Consider the following 22504-nt stretch of genomic DNA (forward strand, 5'->3'; position numbering starts at 1 on the left):
GCCAGGCGCTGCCGGGCTTTCCTGCGCGATGTCACCGGCTGATAAAATAGCAAGTTCTGGTCAATTGAGAATCAACATGGAAAAAATCATCCCCCACTTCGGCGCCATCAACTTGGCATTGCCTGAGGAATACAACGAAGCCACGTATCTGGTCGATGGACGGGAAATCGACCTGTCACTCGCTTTCTTCAACGCATTTCCCGGAGAGGATGGGTTTACCGAGTTCTCCGCGGTCAAGGACCTCGATCCGGCCGTGCTCGACCGTGTCAGCGGCTTCATGGAGCAGCTCGACAGCAAGATCGCGCGTGCGCATGCCGCCTGCGTGGCCGACTTCCACGCCGGGGGCGTGGTCAGGGACACGTATATCGATCATCACCTGGAAGAGTTCTCGCCGGAGCAACTGGCCACGCTGATCGAGGGCACCGACCCCGCGCTGCCGGTCGAGGAGCGCATGCTCGCGACCCTGCACCTGAGCCATGTGGGCCTGCATCCGATGCCGGACGACTCGGATGCCTCGTTTGCGATGTTCGATTTTACCTTCGGCGAAGACCTGACCAACTACGTGGTCGCGGTCAAGTTTGCCGAAGACGGCAGCATCCAGGGCGTCGACGTCGAAAGCTGACACGGCCTGCGCGCCGTGCCGCGCATCAGCGTGTGCGGCGGCGCCAGCGCGCCGCGCCCAGGCCGGCGGCGCCGATCGCCATCAGCGCCAGCGAAAACGGTTCCGGCACCGCGTTGAGGGCGTTGATCGCGAAGCGGGTCTGGCCGGTCCAGATCAGGCCGCGGCTATGGACGTCGGTGGCGCTGCGGTAGTTGTAGACGTACTCTTCACCGGTGATGGTCGAGCTGCTGATCTGGTAGGCGACATCCGATTGCGCCCAGGTGCTGGAAAACTTCAGCGGCCCGCCAATGCGGTAGCCGAAGCGCTCGATGCTGCATTTCCAGTAATACTGGTCGCCGACGCCGCAACCGATGTAATCGTTCGAACCATTGTGTTTGAACGAAAGCAGTTCTTCCTTGGCAAACAAGCCGTCGCCGTTCAGGTCTTCGGCGATAAAGCTGCCTGCGATCAAAGCCGCCGGATCGAACTGGTTGCTCACCTTGTCGTAAAATCCCGTGTAGCTGAAGTGGAACTCGATGGGGCCGGCTTGGGCTGCTGCGGCGCAAGTGGCAAGCGTCGCAGCGCTGATCAATCTGAAGAACATGGTTACCTCCGCTGAGGATGGAACGAATGCCCGGGGCCGACAGCGCACCCGGCCTGCCACGTGAAGGCCACGTGTCAGCGGATCGTATCAGGCGAACTCGTGCGCTCAGTAGCATATGCGCAACACATAAGATCGACGGCGGAAGTTTCTTGCCCCGATTGGCCCAAAAACGGCGTTCAAAATGTTAAAGATTAAGATTTGAATAAGTCAACATTTTAACGTTGGTAATTTTGCTATAATCGTAAAAGGCAATTTCGCCTTGCACATATAGAGATCATTATGGCAATTGACGTATACCTCCAAATCGAAGGCGTAAAAGGCGAGTCCGCCGATTCCACCCACAAGGACTGGATCGAGTGTGAATCGGTGGCTTGGGCAATTTCGCAGCCACGTTCGGCCACTTCCTCGACCGCCGGTGGTCACACCGCCGAGCGCGCTGAGTTGTCGGAAATCAGCATTGTAAAAATCGCCGACCTGGCTTCGCCAGTGCTGGCGCAACACTGCGCTTCGGGTAAAACCCTGGCAAAAGCGAAGTTCGAATTCTTCCGTGCCGATGGCACGGGCGAGCGCGTGAAGTACTACGAGATCGAACTGGAAAACGTACTGATCGGGCACATCGCTCCGAGCGTCGGCGCCGGCAGCATCATGGCTGAAAGCGTTGCACTGAAATTCTCGAAAGTGAAGTGGAAATACACGCAACAAAAAATCGGTGGCGGCACTGGCGGCAATACGTCCGGTGGTTGGGACGCGGCGCTCAACAAGGTTGTATAAACGAACGGCGGCCGCTGGTCGCCGTTCGCGCACCATGCGCACATGCTGCTCATGGTGCAAGCAAAAACGCTTGAGGGAGAGTGCATCCTCCTCAAGCGTTTTTTTATCGGAGTCCTTCCGTGGCCGCGCGTTTCAAATCGGCGCACAGCTTTTTCAATTCAGGCCGGCACGAAGACATTGCCAGCACCTGGATTTTTTCCAGGTCGTCGCTATTCAACGTTCCATTCAAATGCCTCGTTACAAAAGGCTGCAACGCGCGATCTTTCTTGATCAGGTTCGCCAGCGTGGGCAATGTGTCCCAATTGTCGACCAGCCGGCGCGCCACCGCTTCTGAAATGCCCTCCGAAATGCTGCCGTCGTCGCATTGACCGTATCGCCTGCGTCCCTCGTCGATCTTTTCCCAGCTACCGAGATGATCGATCATCGCTTGGGCGGCGTCGGCGTCAGCTCGCGTGCATCTTTTTTTCGCATGGGCGGCCGGGCTAAGGAAAGCGCACAACAGAAGTGCGGCGCCAATCTTCAAGGCGGCCTTATGCATGAGCAGGCCTGTTGCGGTGTGGTGCGCAGTGTGTATGCGTGCCACAGTTGTGTTCCACGCGAACCGCAGTGATGGGAGATGTGCGCATATGGTCCTTGATCACCGCCATTGCTTCGTCTGTGGTGCGAATGCATCCCATAGTCGGATGTTGCGGGCCTGGGTTGGTTCGGTAATGAAGCCGGCCGGAATGCGCGCCGATCCCTTTGTGGCCTGGCACGAAGAAGCGGACGATCCCATGCAAACCATACTTGCCGTTCGCATCCCGGACGTGCGTCATATAGCTGCGATTGGGAACATGGGGCAATGTGGCGCGACTGTCTACATTGTTATATGCCACCCAAGAGCCGTTCAGCGTCGTGTCGTTATCGTAAAGATGAATCGGGTGCGTGGCGCCATTACATACCAAAGTAGACATGTTTTACTCTCATCAGAGTTGACTTAATTGCAATTTGGCAGCATAGCATAAAATCATCGAAACAAACTTCAAATCCCGGCATTGGCGGCCGGCGGGAGCGCGCGTGAGGACCGGTCCAGCGAGGCCAAGGCTGCACGAGCGCTTTCATACGCTTGATTTAACAATTATTTTTATGGTAATACATAATTTCAACGTTGCTGCTTTTGTTATAATAGTGAAAGGCAATTCCGCCCTGACCTTAGGAAACTACTATGGCAATTGACGTATACCTCCAAATCGACGGCATCAAAGGCGAGTCGGCCGATTCTGGCCACAAGGATTGGATCGAGTGCGAATCCGTCGCTTGGGCTGTCTCGCAGCCACGTTCGGCAACTTCCTCGACCGCTGGTGGTCACACCGCCGAGCGCGCCGAATTGTCGGAAATTAGCTTTGTCAAGATCGCCGACCTGGCCTCGCCTTTGCTCGCGCAAAACTGCGCTTCCGGTAAAACCCTGGCAAAAGCGAAGCTCGAATTCTGGCGCGCGGATGGCGCCGGCGAACGTATCAAATACTACGAAATCGAACTGGAAAACGTTCTGATCGGCCACGTGGCGCCAAGCGTTGGCGCTGGCAGCGTGATGACCGAAAGCGTCGCCCTGAAATTCTCGAAGGTGAAGTGGAAATACACCCAACAGAAAATCAGCGGTGGCGCCGGCGGCAATACGTCCGGCGGTTGGGACGCGGCGCTCAACAAGGTTGTATAAGAGGGCGGCGGCCTAGTCGCTGCCGTTCGCCGCACCGGGGCGGATACCGCCCACGGTGCACAGCAAAAACGCTTGCGCGAGAGTCATTCTCCGCAAGCGTTTTTTTATCCGAGGGCCTCTGCGGCCGCCTGGCTGACGCTCCTCGCGTTCTTTACTTGAATGCGTCCGCCGCCCTTTTTTTCAGTTCCGCACACAGCCTTTTCAAGCCCGCCGGACACGACGACGTTGCCTGTACCTGGATTCTGTTTACTTCTCTGTCATTGAGGGTGCTGTCCACATGCCCCAGCACGAAGGGCTTGAGCGCGCGATCGCGCTCGATCAATTTTGCCAGTTCAGGCAGTGACTCCCAACGGTCCGCCAACTGCAATGCGATCGCTTCCGACAGGAGTTCGGCAGGACCGCCATCGTCGCAGTGACCGTATTGTTTGCGTAACTGGTCGACCTTTTCCCAGCTGTCGAGGTGATCGACCATGGCTTCGAAGGCGTCCGCCTGCTTTTCGGTGCATTTTTTCGCATGGGCGGCCGGAATCAGGCAAGCGCACAGCAGTACAGTGGCCGCCATGCCCAGCGCACGCCGGTGGGCGAAGGGCGCCGTCAATGTGCCCATTGGCGTATCGTTGTTTGCCAGGATAGTCATCGTTTTACCAGTTATCATTATACATATTGCAATTTTTTAGCATAGCATGCGCCAGCCCGATCCTCCAAGCGAATGCCCGGCAGCGGCATGTGTGGCGATCGGCCTGCGCATATTTAACAGTTAATCATCAGGTTACCAATTAAATCAACATTAATTATCTTGCTATAATAAAGGCGGCGATTTCGCCTTTTTCCGGGAGCTCTTATGGCAATTGACGTTTACCTCCAAATCGACGGCATCAAAGGCGAGTCCGCCGATTCCACGCACAAGGATTGGATCGAGTGCGAATCTGTCGCGTGGGCTGTTTCGCAGCCACGTTCCGCGACTTCCTCGACCGCCGGCGGCCACACCGCCGAGCGCGCCGAATTGTCGGAAATTAGCTTTGTCAAAATCGCCGACCTGGCCTCGCCTTTGCTCGCGCAAAACTGCGCTTCGGGCAAGACGCTGCCAAAAGCGAAGTTTGAATTCTGGCGTGCCGATGGCGCCGGCGAACGGATCAAGTATTACGAGATCGAACTGGAAAACGTGCTGGTCGGGCACGTGGCGCCGAGCGTTGGCGCTGGCAGCATCATGACTGAAAGCGTGGCCCTGAAATTCTCGAAGGTGAAGTGGAAGTACGTCCAGCAAAAAATCGGCGGTGGCGCCGGCGGCAACACGTCCGGCGGCTGGGACGCGGCAGCCAATAAAGTGGTCTGACGCAGGGGCGGCCGCTGGCCGCCCTTTTACTTTCACGACACCCCAGATCGACCTTATCCTGATGCATGAGCCGGAATGAAGAATATCCTTATATTGCTGTCGCTTGCGACCGGCTTGGTTTCACACGCCAGCGCCGCCGAGAAAGAGCCTTGGGAAGGTCCTTACAAGCCGCTCAAGGGCGAGTACCTGGTTTACAGTGGCACCCTGGGCGAGCGGCAGCCTCCGACCCGCAATGACAGCAAGGTGTCGATCCGGGTCGAAGGCAAGGTGGCAAAAGACCTGTTCGATGCGATGCACCCGGATGAAAAGAACAAGTGCACGACCGAACCGGGGTACCGCGAGCGGAACAAGGATGGCGTGTCGTGCTTCTATTATCCGGACAGTGGTTACGCTTGCTATTTCGGATTCGATTTGCGCACCGGTAAAAGCATCGGCGGCGCCAGCTGCTAGCGCGTTCGATCCGCCGCAGCGGATGAACGACAGCCGCGCAACTACATCAGGATCACGTCGTACTGCTCCTGGTGGTACGCGGTCTCGACCTGCAGCGAAATCTGCTTGCCGATAAAATCCCCCAGCATCGCCAGGTGCTGCGACTCCTCTTCCAGGAACAGGTCCACCACCTCTTGCGAGGCCAGGATGCGGAACTCGCGCGGATTGAATTGCTTCGCTTCGCGCATCAACTCGCGCAGGATCTCGTAGCAGATCGTGCGGCTGGTTTTTACCTGGCCCTTGCCGGCGCAGGCCGGGCAGGGCTCGCACAGGATGTGCGCGAGCGACTCGCGCGTGCGCTTCCTCGTCATTTCCACCAGTCCCAGCGCCGAAAAATTCGACACCGATACCTTGGTGCGGTCGCGCGACAAGGTCTTTTTCAACTCCTGCAGCACCGCGTGCCGGTGCTCGTTGTTGTCCATGTCGATGAAGTCGAGGATGATGATCCCGCCCAGGTTACGCAGCCGCAGCTGGCGCGCGATCGCATGCGCCGCTTCCAGGTTGGTCTTGAAAATGGTATCGGCAAAATTGCGCCCGCCCACAAAGCCGCCGGTATTCACATCGATGGTCGTCATGGCCTCGGTCTGGTCGACGATCAGGTAGCCGCCCGATTTGAGGTCCACGCGCCGTCCCAGCGCGCGCAGGATCTCTTCTTCCACGCCGTACAGGTCGAACAGCGGGCGCTCGCCCGTGTAGTGCTGCAAGCGCGTGAGCACCGTCGGCGTGTAGGCTTTGGCAAATTCGACCAGCATGGCGTGGTTCTCGCGCGAGTCGACCTGGATGGTGGCCGTTTCGTCGTGCACGAAGTCGCGCAGCACGCGCTGGGCCAGGCTCAGGTCCTGGTACAGCAGGCTGGTGGCGGGGCGCGTCTTGGCGCCGTGCAGAATCGCGCTCCAGGTCTTGCGCAGGTAGTCCACATCGGCCGCCAGGTCGCTGTCGGACGCTTCCTCGGCCATGGTGCGCACGATGTAGCCGCCTTTTTCCTCGGCCGGCAGCAGGCTGTGAAGGCGCGTGCGCAGCAGTTCGCGCTCGGACTCCTTTTCGATCTTTTGCGAGATGCCGATATGGCTGTCCTGCGGCAGGTATACCAGCATGCGCCCGGCGATCGAAATCTGGGTCGACAGGCGCGCGCCCTTGGTGCCGATCGGGTCCTTGATCACCTGCACCGTCAGCACCTGGCCGTCGAACAGGATCTTCTCGATCGGGGTCGGCGCCACGCTCGGGCCTTCGTGGGTGCGCGCTTCCCAGATGTCGGCCACGTGCAAAAAGGCCGCGCGTTCGAGGCCGATGTCGATAAAGGCCGACTGCATCCCCGGCAGCACGCGCACCACCTTGCCCGAGTAGACGTTGCCGGCCAGCCCGCGCGTGAGGGTGCGCTCGATGTGCAGTTCCTGCACGGCGCCTTGCAGGATGAGCGCCACGCGCGTCTCCTGCGGAGTGATGTTGATCAGGATGTCTTCGTTCATGGTTCAGGGCCGCCGTGCAGATGTGAGTGTTAGGGACGAGGCCGAGGAGGCGCGACCGGCGCGCGCGCAAACGCGCATCAGGCCAGCGGAATGCCCGCTTCGCGCAGCAGTTGCGCGGTCTCGAACAGCGGCAGTCCGACGATGCCCGAATGGCTGCCTTCGATATGTTCGACGAACAGCGCGGCCAGGCCTTGCAGGCCGTAGCCGCCGGCCTTGTCGTACGGTTCGGGAGTGGAGCAGTAGGCCTTGATCGAGGCCGCCGACAGCTTGGCGAAGCGCACCTGCGACACTTGCGTGACCTGGCGCTTCATGTCGGTGTGGTGGACCGCGATGGCGGTCAGCACCTGGTGCGTGCGGCCGGACAGGCGTTCGAGCATTTCCATGGCCTCGTTGGGCGAGCCGGGTTTGCCGAGGATGGCGCCGTCGATGGTGACGGTGGTGTCGGCCGCCAGCACCGGACGCAGGGTCAGGCGGCGGTTCTGCACCATGTTCCAGCCGAAGGCCGCTTTTTCGTTGGCCACCCGCGCCACGTAGTCGATGGCCGCTTCGCCCGGGTGCACCACTTCGGTCACGTCCGGTCCGCGCGGCGTATCGTTGCGCAAGGTGAGCAGCTCGAATTCCACGCCGATCTGGCGCAGCAATTCGCGCCGGCGCGGGCTTTTCGAGGCAAGGTAGATTTTTCTGTCGATCGGTTTCATCGGATTCCCGCATTCCCTTTTGTCAGACGCGATGATAAGGGTGATTCTGCGTGATCGACCACGCCCTATACAACTGCTCGGCAAGCATAACACGCACGATGCCGTGCGGGAGCGTCATACTGGAAATACGAATCAGCCCCTCGGCGCGCGCCTTGAGTTCGGGATCGAGGCCGTCGGCCCCGCCGATCAGGAAGACGGTGTCGCGCCCGTCCTGCTGCCATTGCATCAGCTGTTGGGACAGGCCCACGCTGGTCAGGTCCTTGCCGCGTTCATCCAACGCGATGATGCGTGCGTTCTTGGGCAGGACCGCTTCGATGCGCTCGCGTTCGAGCGCCATGGCGGTGGCCGCCGTCTTGCTGCCGGAACGTTCGACCGGCTTGATTTCCTTGAGCACGATGCGCAATTCAGGCGGCATGCGCTTCGTGTACTCGGAAAAGCCGGTCTCGATCCAGGCGGGCATCTTGTGGCCGACCGCAGCGATCATGAGCTGCATCGATGCTTACTCTGCGTCTTTTTTGGCGACGCGCTTGATGACTTTCTTGACCGGCACGGCGTCGGCCGGGGCTTTCGGGGCCTTGACGGCGGCGGCGCGTTTCGGCGGCAGTGCCTTGAGGGCCTTGACGGCGGCTTCTTCGGTCTTGGTCGCGGCGACCTTGACCACTTTGCCGACGGCTTTCGACGCGGCTTTTTTGGCTGGCGCTTTTTTGGCGGCGGCTGTGGTCTTGGCGGCGGCGGCTTTTTTGGCGGCTGGTTTGCGCTCGTTGACCGGCTTGACTTCAGGCGCTTCCTGGGTCGAGGCCAGGTGCTTCGACTTCGGCTTGACTTCGGCCGCTTCGGCCGCTTCCACGGTGCCCTTGCGCTTGGCCGCGCCGAGCTTGACCGGCTTGTCGCCCCAGATTTCTTCGAGACGGTAGTACTGGCGGATCGCCGGCTGCATGATGTGGACGATCATGTCGCCCAGATCGACCAGGACCCATTCGCCGGTGTCTTCGCCTTCGATGCCGATCACGTCGCCGCCGGCTGCCTTGACCTTGTCGCGCACGGAGGCGGCCAGCGCCTTGGTCTGACGGTTGGAGGTGCCGGAAACGACGGCGATGCGGTCAAAGAGGCTGGTCAGGTGAACGGTATCGAACACGGTAATGTCCTGGCCCTTCACGTCTTCGAGGGCGTCGACGACGAGGGTCTGCAGTTTTTTAATATCCATTAGATTTCGTATAAATTATGTTGTTGAATATAGTCTAGCACTACCGGGGAGATAAGCGAGTTTGCCTTCTCGCCCCGTTGTAATGCCGCACGAATCTGGGTGGCGGAGATGTCCACATCCAGCGTCTCGGCCAGGTAAGCCCTGCCGGACGGGGTGTTACGCAATTGCGCCAGGCTGCCCCGGCGCATGGTGAGTTCTTCGGCGACGGCCGCCGGCAACGCCGCATCGGCCATCGAAAATCCAGGGCGCGCAGCCACGCCGATATGGGCCAGTTCGAACAGCTGCCGCCATTCGCGCCAGCTGTCGAGCTGCTGCAACTGGTCGGACCCCATCAGGAATACGATCGATGCTTGCGGCCCGAGTTCGGCGCGTACGCTGCGCAAGGTGTCGATGGTGTAGGTCGGCGTGCCGCGTTCGATTTCCTGCAGGTCCAGCGTGACCGCCTTCGTAATATCGGCAGCGGCGCCGCCGAAGGCCAGCCGCAGCATGGCGATGCGGTCGGCGTCGCGCGCCTGCAAGCCGCTTTTTTGCCACGGACTGCCGGCCGGCAGGATGCGCAACTGGTCCGGTTCGAGCAGGGTGGCAAACAAGGTGGCCAACGCCACATGACCGTTATGGACCGGGTCGAAACTGCCTCCCAGCAGTGCGACGCACAAGGTCACGTAAGAAGCCAGTCGCGATGGACCAGGAAGTCGCTGTACAGCTTCGCTTCGGCGCTGCCGGCTTCCGGATGCCAGTCGTAGCGCCACTTGACGATCGGCGGCATCGACATCAGGATCGCTTCGGTGCGTCCGCCCGACTGCAGGCCGAACAGGGTGCCGCGATCCCACACCAGGTTAAATTCGACATAGCGCCCGCGCCGGTAGGCCTGGAAGTCGCGTTCGCGCTCGCCATACGGCGTGTCCTTGCGGGCCATCAGGATCGGCAGGTAGGCATTGACGAAGGAGTCGCCCACGCTTTGCGTCATCGCGTACGAGAGCTCGAACCCGGCTTCGTTGAAGTCGTCGAAGAAAATCCCGCCCACGCCGCGCGGCTCCTTGCGGTGTTTCAGGTAAAAGTAATCGTCGCACCAGTGCTTGAAGCGCGCGTGCAAGGTGCTGCCGAAGGGCGCGAGCGCATCGTGGCAGGTCTGGTGGAAGTGGCGCGTATCGCCCTCGTCGCCGTAGTAGGGCGTCAGGTCCATGCCGCCGCCGAACCACCAAACGGGTTCTTCCCCCGCTGCGGTGGCGGTGAAGAAGCGCACGTTCATGTGAACCGTGGGCGCGTACGGATTGCGTGGGTGGATCACCAGCGACACGCCCATCGCTTCCCAGGCGCGGCCGGCCAGTTCGGGACGCGAGGCCGCGGCCGACGGCGGCAGGTTGGCGCCCATCACGTGCGAGAAGTTCACGCCGCCGCGCTCCAGGACATTGCCTTCCTCGATCAGGCGCGAGATACCGCCGCCGCCCTCGGGACGTTGCCATTCTTCGCGCAGGAAGGGCTTGCCGTCGGCTTCTTCGAGTGATTGCACGATGCGCGCTTGCAGGTCGAGTAGCCAGGCCTTGACGGCCGCAGGGGAGGGGGATGACATCGGGGGAGCGGGATCGGGGAATAAAAATTGAGGACGAATTGTACACCGTGCCGGTGTTTTATGATATAGCCCCTGAAAACGTCTTCCCCGCGCAGGCGGGGACCCATGGCACCTATGATCTGAGGTGGTATGGATCCCCGCCTTCGCGGGGACGACGATGTAAGCGGTCGTGGTCTATTCTTAGTGCTTCAACCCACGCCACCCGATATCACGGCGGAACTGCGCGCCGTTGAAGTGGATCTTGTCGACCGTCTCGTAAGCCTGCTTCTGCGCCATCTTGACGCTGTCGCCCAAGCCCACCACGCACAGCACGCGTCCACCGTTGGTCACCAGCTTGCCGTCAAGCTGCCGGGTACCCGCATGAAAGGTCACGCATTCCGGCGTTTCGGCGGGAATGCCGTCGATCACATCGCCCTTGCGCGGATCGTCCGGATAGCCGGCAGCGGCCAGCACCACGCCCACCGCCGTGCGGCGGTCCCATTCCAGTTCGACCGTGTCGAGCGTGCCATTGACCGCATGCTCCATCACCAATACCAGGTCGCTCTTGAGGCGCGCCATGATCGGCTGCGTCTCCGGGTCGCCCATGCGGCAGTTAAATTCCAGCGTCCTCGGATTGCCTTTGTCGTCGATCATCAGCCCTGCGTACAAAAAGCCGGTGAACGTAATGCCGTCCTTGGCCATGCCGTTGATGGTCGGGTTGATAATCTCGCGCATCACGCGCGCGTGCATGGCCGGCGTGACGATCGGCGCCGGCGAATACGCGCCCATGCCGCCCGTGTTCGGGCCTTCGTCCGCATCCTTCAGGCGCTTGTGATCCTGGCTGGTCGCCAGCGGCAAAATGTTTTTGCCGTCGCACATGACGATGAAGCTCGCTTCCTCGCCCGCCAAAAACTCTTCGATCACGATGCGCGCGCCGGCGTCGCCGAAGCGGTTATCAGCGAGCATATGGTCGACCGCCTGGTGCGCTTCTTCGAGTGTCATGGCCACCACCACGCCCTTGCCGGCAGCCAGGCCGTCGGCCTTGATGACGATCGGCGCGCCGTTGGCGTCGATGTAGGCATGCGCCTGCGCCACATCCGAAAACGTCTGGTAGGTCGCCGTCGGAATGCCGTGACGCTGCATGAACGCCTTGGCGAAGTCTTTCGAGCTTTCGAGCTGCGCCGCTTCCTTTGTGGGGCCGAAAATCTTCAGGCCGCGACCGCGGAACAGGTTGACGATGCCGGCCGCCAGCGGCGTTTCGGGGCCGACCACGGTCAGTGCGATGCCTTCGCGCTGGACGAATTCGGCCAGTTGCTCCGGGTCCGACAGTTCGACGTTGACGAGGCGGATGTCGCGCGCCGTACCGCCATTGCCGGGGGCGACGTAGACCATCTGGATACGTTCGGATTGGGCCAGTTTCCAGGCCAGTGCATGTTCACGGCCGCCAGAGCCGACTACCAGGATTTTCATAGGAGCTTAATCTTCGATCAGGACGTTGGTATAGACTTCCTGCACATCGTCGAGGTTCTCGAGCGCGTCGAGAATTTTTTGCATCTTGATGCCGTCTTCGCCGCCGATCACGGTTTCGGTCGATGGCTTCATGATGATCTCGGCCACTTCGGCCTTGAAGCCGGCAGCTTCCAATGCTTCTTTCACGGCCGCGAAAGCGAACGGATCGCACAGCACTTCGAAGCCGCCTTCTTCGTCGGCCACCACGTCGTCGGCGCCGGCCTCCAGGGCCGCTTCCATCAACTTGTCTTCATCCACGCCGGGCGCGAACAGGAACTGGCCGCAGTGCTTGAACATGAACGCGACCGAACCTTCGGCGCCCATGTTGCCGCCGTGTTTATTGAAGGCGTGCCGCACTTCGGCCACCGTGCGTACGCGGTTGTCGGTCATGCAGTCGACGATGATGGCCGCGCCGCCGATGCCGTAGCCTTCGTAGCGCACCTCTTCGTAGTTCACGCCTTCGAGTCCGCCCGAGCCGCGCTGGATGGCGCGCGTGACGTTCTCTTTCGGCATATTGGCGTCAGCCGCCTTCTCCACCGCCAGGCGCAGGCGCGGGTTGGTGGCGATGTCGGGGCCGCCCATGCGCGCGCCAACGGTGATTTCCTTGATCAATCGGGTCCAGATCTTGCCGCGCTTGGCGTCGGTGGCGGCCTTCTTGTGTTTGATATTGGCCCATTTGCTGTGTCCAGCCATGTCGAAATTTCCTTAGACGGTATGCATCAATGGCCGACATTTTACCATAGCGGCCTTGTCAAAATCCGCCGGCCTCCAGCCAGTTTGCGCGATTCGTTCTACAATCGCTGCATGAACAAAAGCGCAACGGCCACCGCCGCCCACCCGACCCCGCGCCCGGCCGTGATGGCCGGCCTGACGCTGGCCATCGCGGGCGCGGTGCTGTTTTCGACCAAGGCGGTGCTGGCCAAGCTGATGTACCGCTACCACGTCGACGCCGTCACCGTGCTCGCGTTCCGCATGCTGTTCTCGCTGCCGGTGTTCGCCGCCGTCGCCATCTGGAAGATGCGCAGCGAAGCGCCGCTGCCGGTGGCCGACCGCTGGCGCCTGGTGTTGCTGGGCGTGGTCGGCTACTACCTCTCCAGTTTTCTCGACTTCCTCGGCCTGCAATTCATCTCGGTCGGGCTGGAACGCCTGATCCTGTTCCTCACGCCGACGTTTGTCCTGCTCATTACCTCGGTGTTCCTCAAGCGCCACATCAGCCGCATCGAGTGGCTGGCGCTGCTCGTGTCGTACTGCGGCATCGTGCTGGTGTTCGTGCACGACCTGCAGGGCGGCGCCGGCAGCACAAGCATCGGGGCGTTGCTGGTACTCGGTTCGGCGCTGTCGTACGCGGTCTACCTGTTGATGTCGGGCGAGATGGTGCGCCGCATCGGCTCCCTGCGCCTGGTGGCGTATGCGATGTGCGTCTCGAGCGCGGTGTGCATCGGCCAGTTCTTCGTGCTGCGGCCCGCCTCGATGCTGGTGCAGCCGGCGGCGGTGTACTGGTACTCGCTGGCCAACGGGATTTTTTGCACCGTGCTGCCGGTCTTCATGACCATGATCGCGGTGCAGCGCATCGGCGCCTCCACCGCCTCGCAGGCCGGCATGATCGGCCCCGTCTCGACCCTGTTCCTCGGCGCGCTGGTGCTGGGCGAGCCGATCACCGCCGTGCAGCTGGGCGGCACCGCGATGGTACTGGCGGGGATTTATATGCTGTCGAAGAAAAAGTAGTCATCAGTCATTCACCATCAACCCCGACCCATGAAAGCGACCGAATGAACCCACCGACCATGCCGCGCATCGCCCTGATCGCGCACGACAAGAAGAAGGACGACATGATCGTGCTCGCCGGCGAGTACGTCGATTTCCTGCGCGGCTGCCAGCTGATGGCGACCGGCACCACCGGCGCGCGCCTGATCATGGAACTGGGGCTGGCGGTGGAACGCAAGGAGTCCGGCCCGTTCGGCGGCGACCTGCAGATCGGCGCGGCCCTGGTCGAAGGGCAGGTCGACGCGGTGGTGTTCCTGCGCGACCCGATGACGCCGCAGCCGCACGAACCGGACATCAACGCGCTGGTGCGCGCCTGCGACGTCCACAACGTCGCTTGCGCCACCAATTTGTCGACCGCCCATGTGCTGCTCTCGCACCTCAGGCTGGCGGCCGCCCAATCCATCCCAGAACCAGAAACAGACAGGAGTCCAGCATGATGGCAAAAGCAATCCGCATGAACCGCACCGGCGGTCCCGAAGTCATGGAATACGTCGACGTGGAAGTGGGCGAGCCCGGACCGGGCGAAGCGCGCGTGCGCCACGCCGCCTGCGGCATCAATTTTATCGACGTGTACTTCCGCACCGGTTTGTATCCGCAGCCGCTGCCGGCGGGCCTGGGCATGGAAGGCGCGGGCGTGGTCGAGGCGATCGGCGAGGGCGTGACCGAGGTGGCCGTAGGCGACCGCGTGGCCTACGCCGGCCGTCCGAACGGGGCTTACTGCGAGGTGCGCAACATGCCATCCGCGCTGCTGCTGCGCTTACCAAGCGCGATCTCGTTCGAAACCGGCGCCGCCATGATGCTGCAGGGGCTGACCGTGCAGTACCTGTTCCGCCGCACCGTGCCGCTCAAGCGCGGCGACACCATTTTGTTCCACGCGGCCGCCGGCGGCGTAGGCCTGATCGCCTCGCAGTGGGCGCGCGCGCTGGGCGTGAACATGATCGGCACCGTCGGTTCCGACGAAAAAGCGGCGCTGGCCAAGGCCGCCGGCTGCAGCCATGTCATCAACTACAACACCGAGGATTTCGTGGCGCGCGTGATGGAGATCACCAACGGCGAAAAAGTCTCGGTGGTGTACGACTCGATCGGCAAGGACACCTTTATCAAGTCGCTCGACTGCCTGCGCCCGCTGGGGATGATGGTCAGCTTCGGCAGCGCCTCCGGCCCCGTGCCCGATTTTTCGCTGGCCGAACTGTCCTCGCGCGGCTCGCTGTTCATCACCCGCCCGACCCTGTTCAGCTACGCCGCCAAGCGGGCCGACCTCGAAGCGATGGCCGCCGACCTGTTCGCGGTGGTTGCCAGCGGCGAGGTGAAGATCGCTGTCCACCAGACCTACAAGCTGGCCGACGCCGCGCAGGCGCATATTGACCTTGAAGCGCGCAAGACGACCGGTTCGTCGATCCTGGTGCCATGAGCGCGCCGGATGGCAAGCCCGACGACGGTTCGCCCAAGTTCGGGCGCTTGTTGATCGGGCTGGTGCTGGCGGTGCTGCTGATCGTCGGCATCACCTTCGGTTCGGAAGCGTGGCTCGGCCATCCATGAAAAAACGCGCTCCGTGGAGCGCGTTGTTTGTAATGCCGGCCAATCAGCCTTCGCGTTTCAGTTCGACCCGCCGCGCCACTCCGCTCACGCCCGGGAATTCGGCAAAGGCGCTGTGCACCAGCGCCGGCATCAGCGCCGGGGTGGACATGTCGCGGCTCATGTTATGCACGGTGACGTCGAACAGGCGCTTGCCGTCGGGGATGGACTTGATGCCGACCTGCAGTTCGCGCCGGTACTGGTGATCGATGCGTTCGCGGTACATCGGCGCGCCGGTCCAGAACGGATCGTAGAAGGGGCTGTGCCAGCCGCCCCAGTAGCGCCGCGCGCCCCAGTGGCGGCCGCGATAGCCGTAGCCGCCGAAGGCGAAGCGCGGGCTGGCGTAAAAGAAGGGATCGACCACTTCGACGATGCGCACCGGGATATCGGTGGTGGTGAAGCGCATCGAGATTTTCAGGGTCGGCTTGCCGCTTTCGCCGGCGTCTCGGAAACCGAGGCGCGTCAGCTCGCCGCGCACCAGGTTCTGGTAGCTGCGCAGTTCGAGCGTGTCGTCCTGCACCGGCGGCGCTTCGAACACATAGGTCTTGTCCTGCAACTCGGCCGGCCACTGGTGGAAGGTGGTCACATCGCTGCGGATGGTGGTGGCGCAGCCTCCCAGCAGCAGGGTCAAGGCCGCACCGGCGGCCATCAATAATCGTTTCATTGTCTTACTCCCATGACGCTACTCCCATCACTCAAAACGGATTTCACCGAAGCTAACTTTATGGCTCACAGTCTATTTTCGCAGAATTTTTACAAGTTGTTACCCCCGTTCACACTGCGATACAGGCAAAAGCGAGGCAATCCGAGGCAATGAGGCGCGGCGCAAGCTTGTGGTATTGGTAAAATAGACTCCCGACTCACCGTCCCTTCCGAGATCCCATGCGCACAGACACTCCGCAAACCATCTATCGCAAAGATTACACCCCGCCCGGCTTTATGGTGGAAACGGTCGAACTTGGCTTTGATCTCGACCCGCAGCGCACCATCGTCGCCAGCCGCCTGACCATGACGCGCAATCCGGAGAGCAAGGTGCGCGAGATTGAGTTGCACGGAGAAAATATCATCCTGGTGGCGCTGCGCATGAATGGCAAGACCCTGTCCAAGCGCGATTACCGCCTCGACGACAAGATGCTGGTCATCCCCAACGCGCCCGACGCGGTGACCCTGGAAATCGAAACCCTGACGACACCGGTCAAGAATACGACCTTGAACGGGTTGTACGTATCGAACGGCAACTTTTTCACCCAATGCGAGGCGGAAGGTTTCCGCAACATCACGTATTTCCCCGACCGTCCCGACGTGATGGCGAAATACACGGTGATGTTGCGCGCCGATAAGGCCACCTATCCGGTGCTGCTGTCGAACGGCAACTTGATCGAAGAAGGCGAACTGGGCGATGGGCGCCACTTTGCCAAATGGGAAGACCCGTTCAAGAAGCCCTCGTACCTGTTCGCGCTGGTGGCGGCGCGCCTGGTGTGCCAGGAAGAAACGTTCAAACTGGCCGACGGGCGCTCGGCGCTGCTCCAGGTGTGGGTGGAGGAGGGCAACCTCGACAAGACCGATTACGCCATGCAGTCGCTCAAGAACTCGATCCGCTGGGATGAAGAGCGCTTCGGGCTCGAACTCGACCTGGACCGCTTCATGATCGTCGCCGTGGGCGACTTCAACATGGGCGCGATGGAAAACAAGGGCCTGAACATCTTCAACACCAAGTTCGTGCTGGCCAACCCGCGCGTGGCCACCGATATCGACTACGCCGGTATCGAAGCGGTGGTCGGGCATGAGTACTTCCACAACTGGACCGGCAACCGCATCACGTGCCGCGACTGGTTCCAGCTGTCGCTGAAAGAAGGGCTGACGGTGTTCCGCGACCAGGAATTCTCGGCCGACATGATCGGCACCGAGAGCGGGCGCGCGGTGACCCGCATCGACCAGGTGCGCACCCTGCGCCAGGCCCAGTTTCCGGAAGACGCCGGGCCGATGGCGCATCCGGTGCGGCCCGATTCTTTTGTGGAGATCAATAACTTCTACACCGTGACCGTCTACGAAAAAGGCGCGGAGGTGGTGCGCATGTACCAGACCCTGCTCGGGCGCGAACGCTTCCGCAAGGGCATGGACCTGTATTTCGAACGGCATGACGGCCAGGCGGTGACCTGCGACGATTTCCGCGCCGCCATGGCCGATGCGGGCGGGCGCGACCTGTCGCAGTTCGAGCGCTGGTACAGCCAGGCCGGCACGCCCGTGGTGCGCGCCGAAGGACGCTACGACGGCGACGCTCAAACCTACGAGCTGACCTTGACCCAGCGCTGCCCGGCCACGCCCGGCCAGGAAAACAAGCTGCCGTTTCATATTCCGGTGGCGGTGGGCCTGCTCGGCGCCGACGGGCGCGACCTGCACCTGAACGTCGATGGCCTTGACGCCGTGACCGCCGTGCTGGAACTGACCGACGCCACCCGCACCTTCCGCTTTACCGGTGTGAAGGAAGCGCCGACGCCATCGATCCTGCGCGATTTTTCGGCGCCCGTGGTGCTGGAATACGATTACACCGATACCGAATTGCTGCACCTGTTCAGCCATGACAGCGACCCGGTCAACCGCTGGGAAGCGGGCCAGCGCCTGGCCATGGCGCGCCTGCTCAAGCTCACAAGCGCCGTGGCCGCGGGCGACACGCTTGAACTGGACAGCACCTTCATCGAAGCGCTGCGCAAGATCCTGGCCGACGAATCGCTCGATGCCGCCTTCCGCGAGCAGGCCTTGCTGCTGCCGTCCGAGAGCATGATCGCCGATCAGATGGAGGTCGTTAATCCGCAGGCCATCCACCAGGCGCGCCAGTTCATGCGGCGCACCGTCGGCGAGGCGCTGCGCGTCGAGCTGCGCGCACAGTACGACGCCAACCAGACCCCGGGCGCGTACAGTCCCGATGCCTTGTCGGCGGGGCGACGCGGCCTGAAGAACCTGGCCCTGGCCTACCTGGCGTCTACCTCCGGCGAAGACAGTATCGCGCTGGCGCAGGCGCAGTTCGACAACGCCAGCAACATGACCGACCGGGTGGCCGCGCTGGCGGCCCTGATCCACTCCGGCGCCGGCTCGGCGCAGGCGGCGCTGCAAGCGTTCTACGCCGATTTCGACAATGAGGCGCTGGTGATCGACAAGTGGTTCGCGATGCAGGCCTCGGCCCCGGCCACCGACGTGGCGGCGGTGCGCGCGTTGATGCGCCATGCGGCCTTCAACATCAAAAATCCGAACCGCGCGCGCAGCCTGGTATTTACTTTCTGCGTCGGCAATCCGTCGCAGTTCCACGCGCCGGACGGCAGTGGCTACGCCTTCTGGGCCGAGCAGGTCATCGCGCTCGACGCCCTGAACCCGCAAGTGGCCAGCCGCCTGGCGCGCTCGATGGACCGCTGGCGCAGGTACGCGCCGGCCTTGCAGGCGCAGATGAAGAAGGCCTTGCAGAAGGTCGCCGGCGTGAAAAAATTATCCAACGACGTGCGCGAAGTGGTGAGCAAGGCGCTTGCCAACTAATCGCCGCGACGACCAAAGAATATTAAACACACCAAAGGGAAGTGAATGAAACGCGTCAGTCTCACGCAACACCTGGTCGAAGAACAACGGCTGCATAACTCCATTCCGGCCGAACTGCGCCTGCTGATCGAAGTGGTCGCGCGCGCCTGCAAGACCATCAGCCATTCGGTTGGCAAGGGAGCGCTCGGCGATATCCTCGGCAGCGCCGACACCGAGAACATCCAGGGCGAAGTGCAGAAAAAGCTGGACGTGATCTCGAACGAGATCCTGTTGGAGGCAAATGAATGGGGCGGCCACCTGGCGGCGATGGCATCGGAAGAGATGGAATCGATCCATCCGATCCCGAACCGTTATCCGATGGGCGAATACATGCTCCTGTTCGACCCGCTCGACGGCTCGTCCAACATCGACGTCAACGTCTCGATCGGCACCATCTTCTCGGTGCTCAAGGCGCCTGAAGGCATGGGCACGCCGACCGAAGCGGACTTCATGCAGGCCGGTAGCATGCAGGTCGCCGCCGGCTACGCCGTGTACGGCCCGCAGACCATGCTGGTGCTCACCACCGGCAATGGCGTGAACTGCTTCACCCTGGACCGCGAAATGGGTTCCTGGGTGCTAACCCAGCGCCACATGATGATTCCCGAGGCGACCAAGGAATTCGCGATCAACATGTCGAACCAGCGCCATTGGCATGCGCCGGTGCAGCGCTATGTCGACGAGCTGCTGGCCGGGTCGACCGGCGTGCGCGGCAAGGATTTCAATATGCGCTGGATCGCCTCGATGGTGGCCGACGTGCACCGCATCCTGAATCGCGGCGGCATCTTCATGTATCCGGCCGATACGCGCGATACCTCGATGCCGGGCAAGCTGCGCCTGATGTACGAAGCCAATCCGATGGCGATGATCGTCGAACAGGCTGGCGGCGCGGCGACCGACGGACGCACCCGCATCCTCGATATCGCCCCGCACAAGCTGCACCAGCGGGTGCCGGTGTTCCTCGGTTCGAAGAGCGAAGTTGAGCGCGTGAGCAGCTATCACGCCGAGTAAAACTGGTTTTTTTGACAAAAAACCGAAAGAACGCGCATTCGGACTAGCAATTTTGCCGGGTTCTTTGCTAGAATACGCGTCTTCGCCGATTTAGCTCAGTTGGTAGAGCAGTTCATTCGTAATGAAAAGGTCGCCAGTTCGATTCCGGCAATCGGCACCAAGTATATGCAGTAAGTCAGAACCCGCACGCCTCACGGCGTAGCGGGTTTTTTCTTATGGGTGGCCGCTGTTGCGGCTTCATGGTGGTGTCAGCCCTGCGTCGATGGGCGCAGGAACGGGATCGGTAACAGCGTTTTTCCGCCCTGCGCGCGGGCGGTATTTTTGCCGGATTCAAAGCTGCTGATCATGCCCGACAGTAGTGTCGCGTTGAAGGCGGCGACCCCGAATACGGTTGCCAGGGATGCCGTGATCGCGGTGATGATGACCGTTTTCTTGAGGTCTTTCATGTCGGCCTTGATCTCAAGGTAGTGGCGATCCATGTTGTCAAAGCGCTCATCGAGGCGTTTTTCGTATTCAGCGCGCCGCTCCGCCTCCACGCGCCGGTACTCGACCCACTGTTCCCGCGCCTCACGCTGGCGCTCGACTTCCCGTTGTTCGCGCTCGGCCGACTGGCGACGGTGCTCGGCCCATAGCTCCGCTTCGACGCGTTGACGTTCTTTTCGTTCTTCGAGCTCGGCTTGATGCCATTGCGCTTGCGTTTGCCGCCATTCGGCGTCGGCTTTCTTGTATTCCGCTTCCAGGCGTTCGCGTTCCTTTTTGCTCTCGGCTTCGGCTTGCTTGCGTTCCGCCTCCAGGCGTTCGCGTTCCTTTTTGCTTTCGGCTTCGGCTTGCTTGCGTTCCGCTTCCAGGCGCTCGCGTTCCTTTTTGCTTTCTGCCTCGGCATGCTGGCGTTCAGCTTCCAGGCGCTCGCGTTCCTTCACGCTCTCGGCTTCCAGGCGCTCGCGTTCCTTTTTGCTGTCGGCTTCGGCTTGCTTGCGTTCCGCTTCCAGGCGCTCGCGTTCCTTCGCGCTCTCGGCTTCCCGGCGTTCGCGTTCTCTCCTGATTTCCTCTCGTTGTTCTACTTCCAGTCGATAGCGCTCGGCACGCTCGGCGTCCAGGCGCGCATGCTCGGCCCGCTGTTGTTCGCGCCACTCTGCTTCCAGCCGGGCCCGTTCAGCCCGACGCTCGGCGTCTATGCGGTCGCGTTCGTCCATCCGCAGGACCAGCGTTTGGACATTCGCGTCGATCAAGGACATGCGTGTCTCCGCCCAGCTTCTATGGGCTGCCAAGCGTGACTCGATCTCCTCGCGTGATGGTCCGTTCATCTGTCAAGCATAACGTCATGCCGACCAGCGTCAAGACCGCGCGTTTGAGGCAGCGCAATGCAGATACCCACTTTACCTATTCGCCCGACTAATTTTTGTGGCGAGTAGTCCGACTGATAATTCGAGGTGCGACCACGGCCGACAGGCGCGTCAACATGCCCGCACGTGGCGGGCGCGGTGAGGTAGGCGGACAGTGAAATCCGTCCCTTGGATGCCCGCAGGCGTCCTCAGACGCGATTCATCAAGGTGCGCGCTTCCTGCCGCACCACGCGTCCGACGATGATGCATTCGCCGCCGCGGCAGGCGCGCCGGTGGTAGGCCGGGTCCGGATTCATGGAAGACAGGTACCATTCGCGGCCCTCGCGCACCAGTTGCTTGACCACGGCTTCGCCATCGAAATTAACAGCGTACAACTCGTTGTTGATCGGTTTGGTGTCGGCAATATTGATGACGACCACATCGCCTTCGATCATCAGCGGCCACATGCTGTCGCCCTTGACGCTGATGGCCAGCAGGCATTGCGGCACCAGATCGTTTTTCTCGATGAAGCGGCGCGGCAAATTGATGGTGGTGTCGGTTTGATCCTCCTGCGATGCCTCGAAGCCCATGACGCCGGCGCGCAGCGTCAGGCTGACCTTCTTGATGGGGATGGTCTCGTCCTGGTCGGCATCGATCGTGATGCGCCTGCCGACCAGGCGGAAATCGTTCTCGCGCGACTGCGCCATGGCCATCGCATCCTTGGCTGCGGCGTAATCGTCCGCGTGCGAGGCCAGCGCGGCACTGAAGGCGGAGATCGGCACGCCCAGCAGTTTCGAAAACTTGATGGCGACGTCGATATTCAAGGGGATTTTGCCGTTGAGATATTGGTTCAACGCGCTTTGGCCGAACTCCATCTGGTTGGCGGCGGCTTCCTGGGACGCAGGCAGCCCTTGGCTGCGGCGCGCGTGTTGCCACTCAATGAAGAGTTGCTTGAGCTGCGCTGCTTCCGCGAGCTCGTGTTGGTTTAGGGGGAGGGCTGGCATACACCGAACAATATAAGGAAAACTAATAAAAAGCAATCAGTCTGACTGTTGACAAACGTGATTAGTAAGACTAATATACTACTTATGAACACAGCGATACCTGTCCCGATTTTACCCGGCTTTACCAGCGCCTTGCTGCGCCCGGAGCTCGCGGTCGCCAGCCGCGCGCGCGGCCGGTGCAAGCCGCCTGACCCGGCCATCCGGCCGAGCCTGCGTGTTGCGCCGGTGGCTGGCAGGATCAGTCCAGGACACTAGATGTGCGCCACCGGTGCCCGCGCACCGTGCTGCGCGCCGGGCCTGATCCGGCAGTTCGACCAGTTTGACCCCAAGTCCGGCGTCATTGCAGT

General features: G+C 61.5%; 26 protein-coding genes and 1 tRNA gene. 12 read left to right on the plus strand and 15 right to left on the minus strand.

Annotated features, from left to right (window positions below):
- Nucleotides 1-76: 76 nt before the first annotated feature.
- A complete protein-coding gene (locus F0185_RS01080; protein ID WP_167220809.1) occupies nucleotides 77-622 on the plus strand; it encodes a DUF2004 domain-containing protein in 546 nt (181 codons plus the stop codon).
- 25 nt (nucleotides 623-647) lie between these two features.
- Here the strand turns inward: F0185_RS01080 and F0185_RS01085 are convergent, their stop codons facing one another.
- The gene (locus F0185_RS01085) at nucleotides 648-1205 is read right to left on the minus strand and encodes a PEP-CTERM sorting domain-containing protein (RefSeq protein ID WP_167220811.1); all 558 of its coding nucleotides are present in this window, start codon (nucleotides 1203-1205) and stop codon (nucleotides 648-650) included.
- 279 nt (nucleotides 1206-1484) lie between these two features.
- On the opposite strand from F0185_RS01085, the gene F0185_RS01090 reads away from it, so the two are divergent.
- Nucleotides 1485-1976, plus strand: coding sequence for an Hcp family type VI secretion system effector (locus F0185_RS01090; RefSeq protein WP_166889852.1), 492 nt, complete (start codon nucleotides 1485-1487; stop codon nucleotides 1974-1976).
- 103 nt (nucleotides 1977-2079) lie between these two features.
- Here the strand turns inward: F0185_RS01090 and F0185_RS01095 are convergent, their stop codons facing one another.
- Nucleotides 2080-2514 carry a hypothetical protein gene (locus F0185_RS01095; RefSeq protein ID WP_167220813.1) on the minus strand — a complete coding sequence of 145 codons (435 nt, stop codon included), beginning with the start codon at nucleotides 2512-2514 and terminating at the stop codon, nucleotides 2080-2082.
- On the minus strand, nucleotides 2507-2929 hold the full coding sequence (locus tag F0185_RS01100; protein ID WP_167220815.1) for a hypothetical protein: 423 nt from the start codon (nucleotides 2927-2929) through the stop codon (nucleotides 2507-2509). Before F0185_RS01100 ends, F0185_RS01095 begins: the two co-directional genes overlap by 8 nt.
- 251 nt (nucleotides 2930-3180) lie before the next feature.
- Between F0185_RS01100 and F0185_RS01105 the strand changes: the two genes are divergently transcribed.
- Complete coding sequence (locus F0185_RS01105) at nucleotides 3181-3672, plus strand: Hcp family type VI secretion system effector (protein ID WP_166889857.1); 492 nt, start codon at nucleotides 3181-3183, stop codon at nucleotides 3670-3672.
- A 151-nt stretch (nucleotides 3673-3823) separates the two neighbouring features.
- Here F0185_RS01105 and F0185_RS01110 read toward each other — a convergent pair whose 3' ends face one another.
- Nucleotides 3824-4234, minus strand: a complete 411-nt coding sequence (locus F0185_RS01110) for a hypothetical protein (protein WP_167220817.1) — start codon at nucleotides 4232-4234, stop codon at nucleotides 3824-3826.
- 279 nt (nucleotides 4235-4513) lie between these two features.
- Between F0185_RS01110 and F0185_RS01115 the strand changes: the two genes are divergently transcribed.
- Nucleotides 4514-5005 carry an Hcp family type VI secretion system effector gene (locus F0185_RS01115; RefSeq protein WP_167220819.1) on the plus strand — a complete coding sequence of 164 codons (492 nt, stop codon included), beginning with the start codon at nucleotides 4514-4516 and terminating at the stop codon, nucleotides 5003-5005.
- A gap of 75 nt (nucleotides 5006-5080) precedes the next feature.
- On the plus strand, nucleotides 5081-5455 hold the full coding sequence (locus F0185_RS01120; protein WP_167220821.1) for a hypothetical protein: 375 nt from the start codon (nucleotides 5081-5083) through the stop codon (nucleotides 5453-5455).
- Between the two features lie 41 nt (nucleotides 5456-5496).
- Here F0185_RS01120 and rng read toward each other — a convergent pair whose 3' ends face one another.
- The 8 genes from rng to F0185_RS01160 all read right to left on the minus strand — a co-directional run bounded on the left by rng (nucleotide 5497) and on the right by F0185_RS01160 (nucleotide 12613).
- Nucleotides 5497-6960, minus strand: coding sequence for a ribonuclease G (gene rng / locus F0185_RS01125; RefSeq protein ID WP_166889867.1), 1464 nt, complete (start codon nucleotides 6958-6960; stop codon nucleotides 5497-5499).
- 77 nt (nucleotides 6961-7037) lie between these two features.
- Nucleotides 7038-7658 (minus strand): Maf family protein, encoded by a 621-nt coding sequence (locus F0185_RS01130; RefSeq protein ID WP_166889870.1) that lies wholly within the window; start codon nucleotides 7656-7658, stop codon nucleotides 7038-7040.
- Between the two features lie 22 nt (nucleotides 7659-7680).
- Nucleotides 7681-8151 (minus strand): 23S rRNA (pseudouridine(1915)-N(3))-methyltransferase RlmH, encoded by a 471-nt coding sequence (gene rlmH / locus F0185_RS01135; RefSeq protein ID WP_166873557.1) that lies wholly within the window; start codon nucleotides 8149-8151, stop codon nucleotides 7681-7683.
- Nucleotides 8152-8157: 6 nt separating this feature from the next.
- Nucleotides 8158-8862 (minus strand): ribosome silencing factor, encoded by a 705-nt coding sequence (gene rsfS / locus F0185_RS01140; protein ID WP_167220823.1) that lies wholly within the window; start codon nucleotides 8860-8862, stop codon nucleotides 8158-8160.
- Nucleotides 8862-9524 (minus strand): nicotinate-nucleotide adenylyltransferase, encoded by a 663-nt coding sequence (locus F0185_RS01145; RefSeq protein WP_167220826.1) that lies wholly within the window; start codon nucleotides 9522-9524, stop codon nucleotides 8862-8864. Before F0185_RS01145 ends, rsfS begins: the two co-directional genes overlap by 1 nt.
- Entirely contained in the window at nucleotides 9521-10432 is a 912-nt protein-coding gene (hemF, locus tag F0185_RS01150) for an oxygen-dependent coproporphyrinogen oxidase (protein WP_167220828.1), read from the minus strand. The genes F0185_RS01145 and hemF overlap by 4 nt, the downstream gene beginning before the upstream one ends.
- Before the next feature lie 180 nt (nucleotides 10433-10612).
- The gene (purD, locus tag F0185_RS01155; protein ID WP_167220830.1) at nucleotides 10613-11881 is read right to left on the minus strand and encodes a phosphoribosylamine--glycine ligase; all 1269 of its coding nucleotides are present in this window, start codon (nucleotides 11879-11881) and stop codon (nucleotides 10613-10615) included.
- 6 nt (nucleotides 11882-11887) lie between these two features.
- Nucleotides 11888-12613 carry a YebC/PmpR family DNA-binding transcriptional regulator gene (locus F0185_RS01160; protein WP_167220832.1) on the minus strand — a complete coding sequence of 242 codons (726 nt, stop codon included), beginning with the start codon at nucleotides 12611-12613 and terminating at the stop codon, nucleotides 11888-11890.
- Nucleotides 12614-12724: 111 nt separating this feature from the next.
- On the opposite strand from F0185_RS01160, the gene F0185_RS01165 reads away from it, so the two are divergent.
- The 4 genes from F0185_RS01165 to F0185_RS35135 are packed head-to-tail and all read left to right on the plus strand — an operon-like array spanning nucleotide 12725 to nucleotide 15223.
- Nucleotides 12725-13645 carry a DMT family transporter gene (locus tag F0185_RS01165; protein ID WP_167220834.1) on the plus strand — a complete coding sequence of 307 codons (921 nt, stop codon included), beginning with the start codon at nucleotides 12725-12727 and terminating at the stop codon, nucleotides 13643-13645.
- 44 nt (nucleotides 13646-13689) lie between these two features.
- Nucleotides 13690-14121 carry a methylglyoxal synthase gene (locus F0185_RS01170; protein ID WP_167220836.1) on the plus strand — a complete coding sequence of 144 codons (432 nt, stop codon included), beginning with the start codon at nucleotides 13690-13692 and terminating at the stop codon, nucleotides 14119-14121.
- Complete coding sequence (locus F0185_RS01175) at nucleotides 14121-15095, plus strand: quinone oxidoreductase family protein (RefSeq protein ID WP_167221295.1); 975 nt, start codon at nucleotides 14121-14123, stop codon at nucleotides 15093-15095. The genes F0185_RS01170 and F0185_RS01175 overlap by 1 nt, the downstream gene beginning before the upstream one ends.
- Nucleotides 15092-15223 carry a hypothetical protein gene (locus tag F0185_RS35135; RefSeq protein WP_267875989.1) on the plus strand — a complete coding sequence of 44 codons (132 nt, stop codon included), beginning with the start codon at nucleotides 15092-15094 and terminating at the stop codon, nucleotides 15221-15223. Before F0185_RS01175 ends, F0185_RS35135 begins: the two co-directional genes overlap by 4 nt.
- Nucleotides 15224-15266: 43 nt before the next feature.
- Here the strand turns inward: F0185_RS35135 and F0185_RS01180 are convergent, their stop codons facing one another.
- Complete coding sequence (locus F0185_RS01180; RefSeq protein WP_167220838.1) at nucleotides 15267-15923, minus strand: DUF4136 domain-containing protein; 657 nt, start codon at nucleotides 15921-15923, stop codon at nucleotides 15267-15269.
- Between the two features lie 218 nt (nucleotides 15924-16141).
- Between F0185_RS01180 and pepN the strand changes: the two genes are divergently transcribed.
- From pepN to F0185_RS01195, 3 genes are all read left to right on the plus strand, one after another.
- Nucleotides 16142-18784: an aminopeptidase N gene (gene pepN, locus F0185_RS01185; protein ID WP_167220840.1), complete on the plus strand. Its 2643-nt coding sequence runs from the start codon at nucleotides 16142-16144 to the stop codon at nucleotides 18782-18784.
- 45 nt (nucleotides 18785-18829) lie between these two features.
- Entirely contained in the window at nucleotides 18830-19831 is a 1002-nt protein-coding gene (locus F0185_RS01190; RefSeq protein WP_166889899.1) for a class 1 fructose-bisphosphatase, read from the plus strand.
- An 84-nt stretch (nucleotides 19832-19915) separates the two neighbouring features.
- Nucleotides 19916-19991 (plus strand) — tRNA-Thr (locus F0185_RS01195).
- A gap of 88 nt (nucleotides 19992-20079) precedes the next feature.
- Here F0185_RS01195 and F0185_RS01200 read toward each other — a convergent pair.
- Together F0185_RS01200 and F0185_RS01205 are read right to left on the minus strand one after the other, a co-directional pair.
- A complete protein-coding gene (locus F0185_RS01200) occupies nucleotides 20080-21066 on the minus strand; it encodes a coiled-coil domain-containing protein (protein WP_167220842.1) in 987 nt (328 codons plus the stop codon).
- A 296-nt stretch (nucleotides 21067-21362) separates the two neighbouring features.
- Nucleotides 21363-22157, minus strand: a complete 795-nt coding sequence (locus F0185_RS01205) for a LexA family transcriptional regulator (RefSeq protein ID WP_267875855.1) — start codon at nucleotides 22155-22157, stop codon at nucleotides 21363-21365.
- Nucleotides 22158-22504: the final 347 nt, after the last annotated feature.

This window comes from Massilia rubra, from assembly GCF_011682065.1.
Lineage (GTDB): Bacteria > Pseudomonadota > Gammaproteobacteria > Burkholderiales > Burkholderiaceae_D > Telluria_A > Telluria_A rubra.